Raw genomic sequence first — 9,741 nt, forward strand, 5'->3', positions numbered from 1 at the left:
AGTTGTGGTAAACCAATTTATAGACCCCGAATTTCGGGCATGGGAGGCATATTCGCCTCTCATGCCTTTTTCCTAACAACCTTCAAGCCATACAGCGCCTAGGATCGGCGCTGTGGGACAGGCTCTATCTATGGCGGCTACCTTTGGACGGTTTGGCCGAAGGCTTGACTCAGAAAGGCCAAATCACGCGGATCAGGAGGCACGCGGTGATCCAACAGATGAAATTGAGAGGGATGCCGACCCGCAGGAAGTCGGAGAATCGGAAACCGCCCGGACCAGAGAAGAAAGTAGGGAAGAGGGTCCGGGGCCACCCGGTTGATTGACGCATGCACGAGCGTGAGAGCAATCTCAAATGTGAGGCCGTCCATAGGGTGGGAATCCAACTCAAGGCGCGGCTCCAACAAGACCGGGACCTTCCCGAATCAAAGGAACTTAGTGAACGGCGCCCGCCTTTTTCTCAGGCGCTTGGACAACTCAGAAATTCACCTCGAACCACAGTCCGGCGAAAAGACGGGTGGAGCCGCCGGAATAGAGGGGCACGGAGGCCCCGACGAAGGGGGTAAAGGCGACGCTGTCGTTGACTCCGTAGGTATAGCCCAGCCGGCTGTAGAAATCGTTCAAGCCGTCGCGACCGTAGTAGTTGGACACCGCGCTGGCTCCTCCGAGGATGCTGAGAAACGACGAATTCCCGACGGGTTTGCTCCATTCGGCCTCGACCTCGCCATACCAACCGTCCGGGCCGGTATCGTAGCTGACGGCGCTGCCGATTCGCCAATCGGCGTTCGGGCGCCAGTTGAAGAAGGGCCCGAAATCAAAGCCGTCATTGAAAAAGGAATTTTCGTAGCTGCGCCAGGCGGCATCGAAACCGGCGTCCCATGAATCCTGATCGTAGCGGATGCCGAGGCTGCCACTGAACTCTCCGAAGTCGTCGGAACCGGTGCCATACCAGCCACCGAAGTCGAGTAGCCACTGGTTGCTCAGGGCGACTTCGCCACCGATCTGGATCTCGATCAGGTTGTCGGCCAGCGAAAAACCGCGGTAAACGTAGTCGGAGCGGTAGCCGGTGACGATCTCGATGCCGATGGGGATTTCCGAATCATGGGCCGTCAGAGGCAGCGCGGGACCCAGAAAGAGCAAAGGCAGCAATCGCTTCATAGAGCGATGCTGCCCGAGCTTGGTAAGGATATCAATCGCTGTGTCGATCAGCTGGCGGCTTCGATCTCACCGGCAAGGCTGGCATCGAGCACTTCCTTGCGCAGGTTGCGGCCCTTGCCCTGGCTCCACCAGAGGACGATTGGGGCGGCGACGAAGATCGACGAGTAGGTTCCGACGATCAGGCCGACGAGGATCATTTTCGAGAAGTCGGCCAAGGCCGAGCCGCCGAAAATGGCGAGGATGGCCACAGTGGCGATCGTTGTCATCGAGGTCAGCAAGGTCCGTGACAGGGTGGCATTGATCGCTTCGTTCATCAGCTCTTCGACCGTGCCCCTGGAAGTAAGCAGAGACTCCCGAATCCGGTCGAAGACAATAATGGTGTCATTGATCGAATAGCCGGCGATCGTCAGGATGGCACCGACGTGGATGAGGGAAAGCTCACCGCCGAAGAGGACGATCAGACCGGTGGCGATGACGATGTCGTGGACGAGTGCGGCGAAGGCACCGAGGGCGAAGGAGAATTCGAAACGGATGCTGATGTAGATCAGCATCGCGACAAGACCCATGCCGATGGCGACGCAGGCATTGAAGAGGAAGGCTTTACCGGCTGTTGCGGAAACGGCCTCGGTGGTCGCTTGGACGGCCCATTCGGTTTCGTTCGGGTCCGCCGCGGTGGGCACCCGTTCGCTCATCACGCTGAGCTTGCTGCGCAGGGTGTCTTCGATCAGCTGGGCGTCGTTGATGTCACAGCGCACCGTCAATAGCTCACCGGTGCCGGGAACGGTTTCCTCCTGAACAACGGGCTTGGCAATGGTGTTGGCATCCTTGAGAGCTTCAGTGGCCTCAGCGGCGGTGACTTCGGTCTGGCCCTCCATGAATTGGAACTTGAGAAGGGTGCCGCCGGTGAAGTCGACTCCGAGTCCTTTTTCACCACGGATCACGAATCCGGAAATAGCGGCAATGAAGAGCAGGGCGGAAACGACAAAGGCAATCCGCCGCTTGCCGAGGAAGTCGAACGAGCTTTTGCGGAACAGGTTGAGGAGCGAAAGGTTTCTCAGGAGTCCGAGGTCGACGACCCAGCGGAAGATCACGCGGGTAACGAGAATGGCGGAAAACATCGATCCGAGCAGGCCGATGGTCAGGGTGACGGCGAAGCCCTGGACGGTGCCGCTGGCCTTCCAGAAGAGGATGGTGGCGGCGAGGAGCGAGGTGATGTTGGAGTCAAAGATCGCCGAGAAGGCTTTCTCGTAGGCGGTCTCGATGGCATTGCCGAGTGACTTGCCGTTTTCGAGCTCCTCTCGGAGTCGCTCGAAGATCAGCACGTTGGCATCGACCGCCATACCAATGGTCAGGATGATGCCGGCAATCCCCGGAAGGGTGAAGGTGAAGCCGAACATCGCCATCGCGCCGAAGATCAGGATCGAGTTCACGAACAGCGCGATGAGCGCGACGATTCCTGCGGTGCGGTAGTAGATCAGGATGAAGATGGCGGTCAGTGCGAGACCGGTGAGGGCGGCGGTGACACCTTGCTTGACGACCGCGCGACCGAGGCTTGGGGAGACCGAGCTCTCCTGATCGATCTTGAGGGCGTTCTTGAGCGGGTTGTTGAGTTGGGCTGCGAGCTCGGAGGCTTCCTTCAGATTCTTCTGCCCTTCGATCACGAAGCGAGCGCCGAGTGGAACGGATTGGACGGTGGGAGCGGAGACCACCTCGTTGTCGAGAAGAATGGCGATGCGATCCTGCCCGGGGCGCATGTCTTTGGTCAGGTTGACCATTTTCTTACCGCCTTCACCGGTGAGTTCGATGCTGACGATATTGTCGGCTCCTTGCTGAACGGGGTAAGCATTGGCGACGTCGGCACCGGCAACCGCGGTGCGATTGTTGAGAAGCAGGAACTCGGTGTATTTTTCGCCCTTGCGATCCTCACCCTCATGCTTGTAGGCGCGGTATCCTGGAACGATGTCCTCCTTGTCGAAGACGCGTTCGGCCAAAGTCTTGCCGTCTGAGGTTTCACGTTTTTCGCCCTCGAGATTGACCTCGCGAAGTTCGAGCTTGGCGACTTTCTGGAGCGTCACGCGGATATCGGATGCCGTCTCTGGCGACATGCCCGGCATTTGCAGGAGAATGGTGTCGTTGCCGCTCTTGGCGATCAACAGGTCCTTGGTGCCGCCGGCTCCAAGGCGCTTCTCAATGGTGGCGACGGCTTGATTCAGGTCGTCTTCCCGCAGAGGAATGACTTCTCCCGTGTTGGGGTCGGTGTTCGGTTGGACTTTAAGAGTGAAAGCCGAGCCACCGACGAGGTCGATCCCGCCATTGAGGGTCTTGCTAGGGGGGAAGAGGGCCAAGCTGCAAAGGGTGCACAGGCCGACCACAAGGATCGTGCCGATGTTCCGCTTGCGGCGATCAGATTCGGTCACGAAGTACCAGATGAAGAGAATCAGCAACGCGAGCCCTGAGAGAAACAGGACCAAGGGGTCGGCGATGATGTCGAGCGCGAGGATCGGCGGGATCATGGATTTTGAAGGAGGAAGGAACTGAAAAGGTCAGCTAGGCTCGAACAGAAGACGTTCAGGCCTTTTCGGCAGGAGCGGCGGTCTTCGTCTCCTTCTTGTGGACGGAGGCGACGGCGTTCTTGTCGAACTCAATCATGGTGCCTTCGGCGACCTTGAGGGTGACGGTCTTGTCCTTGATGTTGTGAACGATGGCGTGGATGCCTGCGGTGGTGATGACTCGATCGCCGGTCTTGAGGGAATCGATGCGCGCCTGGAGTTCTTTGCGCTGCTTCTGTTGAGGGCGAATCAACAGGAAGTAGAACATGACGATCATCAGGACCATCATGACGATAGGGTTTCCCAGTAGTCCGCCGCCGCCCGATTGGCCTTGGCCCTGAGCGAGGAATGAATAAAGCGTGGATGTCATGAATCTTTGGAAGCGTTGTATCTGCGAATGAAGGAATCCTTGAATTCAAGGAAGTTCCCTTCACGTATGGCCTGCCGCGAGTTGGCGGCGAGGCGGAGGAAGAAATGCAAGTTGTGAAAGGAAAGCAACCGCAAAGCGAGGATTTCCCCGGCTCGGAAAAGGTGGCGGATGTAGGCGCGAGTGAAGCGCGCGACGTGGGGGTGCGCGCTTTCACAGAGGGGACCTTGATCGCGCTCGAATTCGAGATTCTTGATGTGGATCGGTCCGTCGAGGGTAAATGCCTGCCCGTGGCGGGCGACGCGGGTCGGCATCACGCAGTCGAACATGTCGACCCCACGGCTGATCATTTCGAGAATTTGGGGTGGGGTGCCGAGGCCCATCGCGTAGCGCGGTTTGTCTTCCGGGAGAAAGGGCACGGCATTTTCGATGGCGCGGAACATTTCATGCTCGGGCTCGCCGACCGAGACGCCGCCGACGGCATAGCCATCGAAGCCGATTTCGACCAGTTCGCGGGCGGATTGTTCGCGCAGCTCTGCCCAGATGGAGCCTTGGACGATGCCAAAATGGCGCTGTTTCCCGTGGCCTGAGCTCGGTTGGTTTTTTTCCACCCAGTCCTTGCAGCGACGGGCCCAGCGGGTGGTGAGGCCGAGCGATTCCTCGGCGTATTTCCGCTCGCAGGGGTAGGGCGGGCACTCATCGAAAAGCATCGCGATGTCCGAGCCGAGCGCGGCCTGAATTTCCATGCTGAGCTCGGGCGTCAGCATCATCTTCGAGCCGTCGAGGTGATTTTGGAAGCGGACGCCCTCCTCGGTGATCTTGCGCAGTTTGGCCAATGACCAGACTTGGAAACCGCCGGAATCGGTAAGCATCGGCTTTTGCCAAGTGGTGAAATCGTGCAGGCCGCCCAGTTCGCGGATCAAATCGTGGCCGGGCCGCAGCCAAAGGTGGTAGGTGTTGCCGAGAATGATCTGTGCTCCGAGCAGGTCGAGCTCCTCCGGGTGCAGGGTTTTCACCGATCCCTGGGTGCCGACGGGCATGAAAATGGGGGTATCCACTTCGCCGTGGGCGAGGGCCATCCGGCCACAGCGGGCTTTTGAATGGGGATCCTTGTGAAGAACTTCGAACATGTGCGGGGGCAGAGAAGGCGAATTCCCTGACTTTCCAATGCCAAACCGGGCACATAAGTCGATTTCTTGAAGGATATCGCGAGTTGCGGACGTAGGACGTAAGAAGGGCGCGAATCGGACTCCCCCCGGAACCACGATTCGCGCCCAATGTTTAAGGTCAACGAGCTGGAATGATCCAAATGAAGTGATGGCATCCCCCCGGAAACCAGATCGACAACAATAATTGGACCAGTCGCGAATTCGCGGGACCGGTGCGGATCCCTTGCGGGCCGCTTCATGAAAGCTGGACCGGATTTTCAGGGATGAAAATGAATAACTCTTGTAAACGCTACGGGTTCCTACGCAAAAATTGACTATTTGAGCCATTTGGATTGGATGACAGCCCTTGATTCGGAGCGGGTTGCATTATTCCTCGCTCTCCGTTAGACCGCTCGAAGTGAAACTGATCCGATTCGGTGAGGCGGGGCGAGAGGAGCCGGGTGTTGCGCTGGAAGACGGGCGTCTGATTGATGCTAGTCGTCAGTTCCACGACTACGATGAAGGCTTTTTTGCCATGGGTGGCATGGAGTCTCTGGCCGCCTGGGTCGAGGACGGCTGTCCCGACGGGGAGGAAATCCCAACGACCCTTCGCTTGGGGCCACCGGTGGATCGGCCGTCCAAGATCGTATGTGTCGGCCAGAATTACCGGGACCATGCGAAAGAGTCGGGTCAGGAACTACCCGATGAGCCACCGATTTTCATGAAGGCGAATTCAAGTTGGAGTGGGCCGTATGACGACGTCATTCGCCCTCGGGATTCGGTAAAACTCGACTACGAGGTGGAATTGGGGGTGGTGATCGGTCGCACGGCCAATCGCGTGTCCAAGGACGAGGCGCTCGAATACGTCGCAGGCTACTCGGTTTTTTGTGACTACTCGGAAAGGGCTTTTCAGAAGGAGATGGGCGGTCAGTGGACGAAGGGAAAGAGTCACGATAGTTTCGGCCCCATGGGCCCGTGGTTGACGCCTGCTTCAGCGGTCGCGGATCCTCAAGGGCTCAGGCTTTGGAGCAAGGTGAATGGTGAGCTTCGGCAGAATGGTTGGACGGGGGACATGCATCGCAGCGTCGCCTTTCTGATCAGCTACATCAGTCGATTCATGACCCTGCTTCCCGGCGATGTGATCGCTACCGGAACGCCAGGTGGTGTGGGGATGGGAATGAAGCCGCCTCGTTATCTGACACCGGGTGACCGTGTGGTGCTCGGGATTGAAGGGCTGGGGGAAATGAAGCAGCGGGTGGTTCAGGGTTGAGATTTCAGGCCTTGTTTGGAGGCATTTCGGAATCGACTGTGCCATGACGGGTGCCTCGCAGGGGATTCCGTTTCTTATTGAGACTTGCCGGGAGGCGGAGTGGGGAGTACGCGGAGCGCGGGAGAGTGTCTCTTCCGACGAAACAGACCCCAATCATCGATGCCGATCCAGCGTGCCCTGCTCTCCGTGTCCGATAAATCCGGCCTCGCCGAATTTGCCAAGGAACTTCATGAAATGGGGGTTGAATTGCTCTCAACTGGAGGGACTGCCAAGGCTCTCCGGGAGGTGGACCTGCCTGTCATCGATGTTTCGGAATTCACCGGCGCACCTGAGCTGTTCGAGGGCCGTGTCAAAACCCTTCATCCAAAGGTTCACGGGGGGCTGCTGCACAAGCGCGACGACAAGGAGCACGTGGCCCAGGCGCAGGAGCACGACATTCCTCCCATCGATCTGGTGGTGGTGAATCTCTACCCATTCGAGGATACCATTGCCAAGGAAGGGGTGACGCTGGCTGAGGCGATCGAGAACATCGACATTGGCGGGCCCTCAATGCTTCGCAGTGCCGCGAAAAACTACACCAGCGTGACCGTGGTGACCGATCCCGCCGACTACTCGCGTGTGATCGAGGAAATGAAGGATCATGACGGGGATACGACCCTTGGATTCCGCGAGGAACTCTCCGTGAAGGTCTTTCTCCGGACCTCGCAATACGACGCGAACATTTCGAACTATCTCGGACGCTGTGACGAAGGAACCCGCCGCCATTACAGCGTGAGCCTGCCGCTCGACAGGGAACTTCGCTATGGTGACAATCCCCACCAGAAGGCGGTTTTGTACGGCGACTTCCGTAGTTGCTTCTCACAGCTTCAGGGCAAGGAGTTGAGTTATACGAACATTCTGGATATCGAGGCCGCCGCGGACCTGATTCTCGATTTTGTCCGTCCGACGATCGGGATCCTCAAGCATACCAATCCCTGTGGTGTCGGGCAGGACGATGATGATCTGCGGATTGCTTGGAAGAAGGCTTTTGAGACCGATCGTCAGGCTCCCTTCGGTGGCGTGATCGTTTGCAACCGTCCTCTAACGGAGGGCGTCGCCCGCATCATTTCCGGAATTTTCACCGATGTGATCATCGCGCCGGATTACGAGCCGGAAGCCCGTGCGGTGCTGCAAAAGAAGAAGAATCTCCGTTTGATGAAAATGAACGAGGCCTACCTGACGGCCAAAAAGGCACCTCTCGTTCGCTCTTGTCCCGGGGGGCTGATGGTGATGGATCGCGATCACACGGCGCTTGGCTTGGACGACCTTGAAAGCAAAGTGGTGACCAAGCGCCCACCGAGCGAAGAGGAGATGCGGGCGATGCGCTTTGCTTGGCGGGTTGTGAAGCACGTGAAGTCGAATGCCATTGTCTACGCCAGTGCCGACCGCACCTTGGGTGTGGGTGCCGGACAGATGAGCCGGGTCGATAGTTCTCAGATCGCCGTCTGGAAGGCGGGTGAGGCAGGTCTCGATCTCAAGGGCTCGGTGGTGGCGTCCGATGCCATGTTTCCTTTCGCGGACGGGCTCGAAGCGGCAGCGGCTGCCGGGGCGACGGCGTGCATCCAGCCGGGTGGCTCGAAGAATGACCAACAGGTCATCGATGCCGCCGACAAGGCCGGAATCGCCATGGTCTTCACCGGGCACCGTCACTTCCGCCATTAAACGAAGATGCTCCTCGGCGTGAATATCGATCACGTGGCGACGCTGCGTGAGGCTCGCTACTCGCTGCTTCCTCAGTCAGCCAATGCCGAGCCGTCTCCGCTTGAAGCGGCTTACGATGCAATGGAAGGCGGGGCGGATTCGATCACGATTCATGTCCGCGGTGATCGACGTCACATGCAGGATCGCGATGCTTATGAGATCGCGGACAAGTGTCCGCTGCCCCTGAACCTCGAAATGGGGGTCACGACTGAGATGCTGGAGCTGGCACTCAAGGTAAGACCCGAGTTCGTCTGTCTGGTGCCCGAGACCCGCGAGGAGGTGACGACCGAAGGTGGTTTGGATGTGGCGGGTCGGCTCGATGAGGTGACGGCCTGTGTCGCCCGATTGCAGCAGGAAGAGATCAAGGTTTCCCTGTTCATTGATCCGGACCTTCCTCAAATCGAGGCGGCCTCCAAGACCGGGGCGGAAATGGTCGAACTGCACACCGGATGCTTTGCGAATGCCCAAGGTGATATGATCGAGTCCGAGGTATCTCGGCTGATTGAGGCGTCAAAGGCGGCCCACGCGGCGGGCATCCAGGTCAATGCGGGTCACGGCATCAATTATACCAACGTCTACCGCCTTTTCACGGTGCCTCATCTGGCGGAACTGAATATCGGCCACACCATCGTCGCTCGCGCCATGCGGGTTGGTTTCCGTGAGGCGGTCGTTGAGATGAGAGAAGCGGTGAATGGCTACCCCGACTAGATGATGCAGCTGTTCGGAATCGGTATCGACGTGGTGGAGGTGGAAAGAATCGAATCATCGATGTCGGAATTCGGCGATCGTTTCGCCGAAAAGGTTTTCACGCAATCAGAGCGGGAGTATTGCGACTCGCAGCGGAAATCGGGACTTCACTATGCAGCCCGTTTCGCCGCGAAAGAGGCAATTTCAAAAGCCTTCGGCACCGGAATCGGAAAAGATCTCGGCTGGCTCGATATGGAGATCGTGCGCAAGGAAAGCGGGGAACCCCAGTTGGTTCTCAGTGGCGCTGGAAAAGCATTCGCTGAGAAGAACGGCATCGTCGAAGTAAAGATCAGCCTCACCCACGCCCGCCACTATGCGGCGGCAAATGCGGTGGCGATGATGGCTGGATGAGGTGCTGCATGTGACTGAGAGTGGTGCCGCAGCAGCCGCCGAGGATTTGGACCTCGTGGGCTTCGCGAAGTGCGAGCATCGCCTCGGCCCAGTTTTCGACCGGGTCCGCCAGCGTCGTGGTCGAAGAGTCGAGCTCGGCAACATCCTTCGAAGAGGCATTCGCCTGGATTCCCACAAGTCGATCAAGGCAGCCGGAATCGTAGTTCTTGGTTATGAAACTTGGATGCGTGCAGTTGACGAAGTAGCCGACCGGGGGGCGGTCGAGAGTTTGGTCGAGGAGGTCCATGGCTTCGGGGAGGGGGGTGCCATCGAGGACCTTGCCGTCGGTGCCGGTGCAGAAGCTGATGAGGTAAGGCTTTTTAGACTTAGCCATGGCGCGGGCGATGCCGGTGGCTTCTTTGACGGACGGAAGTG

General features: G+C 58.4%; 9 protein-coding genes. 4 read left to right on the forward strand and 5 right to left on the reverse strand.

All coding sequences use genetic code 11. The annotated features are described in order from the left end of the window. Nucleotides 1-474 precede the first annotated feature (474 nt). From WBG04_RS01315 to tgt, 4 genes are read right to left on the reverse strand one after another with little or no spacing between them, the layout of a single operon-like run. On the reverse strand, nt 475-1,155 hold the full coding sequence (locus WBG04_RS01315) for a hypothetical protein (protein ID WP_424312536.1): 681 nt from the start codon (nt 1,153-1,155) through the stop codon (nt 475-477). A 47-nt stretch (nt 1,156-1,202) separates the two neighbouring features. After that, complete coding sequence (gene secD / locus WBG04_RS01320) at nt 1,203-3,668, reverse strand: protein translocase subunit SecD (protein WP_424312537.1); 2,466 nt, start codon at nt 3,666-3,668, stop codon at nt 1,203-1,205. 55 nt (nt 3,669-3,723) lie between these two features. Further along, a complete protein-coding gene (gene yajC / locus WBG04_RS01325) occupies nt 3,724-4,074 on the reverse strand; it encodes a preprotein translocase subunit YajC (protein WP_424312539.1) in 351 nt (116 codons plus the stop codon). Further along, entirely contained in the window at nt 4,071-5,201 is a 1,131-nt protein-coding gene (gene tgt / locus WBG04_RS01330) for a tRNA guanosine(34) transglycosylase Tgt (RefSeq protein ID WP_424312540.1), read from the reverse strand. The genes yajC and tgt overlap by 4 nt, the downstream gene beginning before the upstream one ends. Nucleotides 5,202-5,637: 436 nt before the next feature. Between tgt and WBG04_RS01335 the strand changes: the two genes are divergently transcribed. From WBG04_RS01335 to acpS, 4 genes are all read left to right on the forward strand, one after another. Then, nucleotides 5,638-6,489: a fumarylacetoacetate hydrolase family protein gene (locus tag WBG04_RS01335; protein WP_424312541.1), complete on the forward strand. Its 852-nt coding sequence runs from the start codon at nt 5,638-5,640 to the stop codon at nt 6,487-6,489. A gap of 159 nt (nt 6,490-6,648) precedes the next feature. After that, nucleotides 6,649-8,190: a bifunctional phosphoribosylaminoimidazolecarboxamide formyltransferase/IMP cyclohydrolase gene (gene purH / locus WBG04_RS01340; RefSeq protein WP_424312542.1), complete on the forward strand. Its 1,542-nt coding sequence runs from the start codon at nt 6,649-6,651 to the stop codon at nt 8,188-8,190. 6 nt (nt 8,191-8,196) lie between these two features. After that, nucleotides 8,197-8,937 (forward strand): pyridoxine 5'-phosphate synthase, encoded by a 741-nt coding sequence (locus WBG04_RS01345; protein WP_424312543.1) that lies wholly within the window; start codon nt 8,197-8,199, stop codon nt 8,935-8,937. Beyond that, a complete protein-coding gene (acpS, locus tag WBG04_RS01350; RefSeq protein WP_424312544.1) occupies nt 8,938-9,327 on the forward strand; it encodes a holo-ACP synthase in 390 nt (129 codons plus the stop codon). Here the strand turns inward: acpS and WBG04_RS01355 are convergent. After that, nucleotides 9,272-9,741, reverse strand: a 470-nt coding sequence (locus WBG04_RS01355; protein ID WP_424312545.1) for a homocysteine S-methyltransferase family protein, incomplete at its 5' end; no start/stop codon positions are given. The two genes, acpS and WBG04_RS01355, sit on opposite strands and share 56 nt — an antisense overlap.

It is taken from the genome of Haloferula sp. (assembly GCF_049672945.1).
In the GTDB taxonomy this organism is placed as follows: Bacteria; Verrucomicrobiota; Verrucomicrobiia; order Verrucomicrobiales; family Akkermansiaceae; genus Haloferula.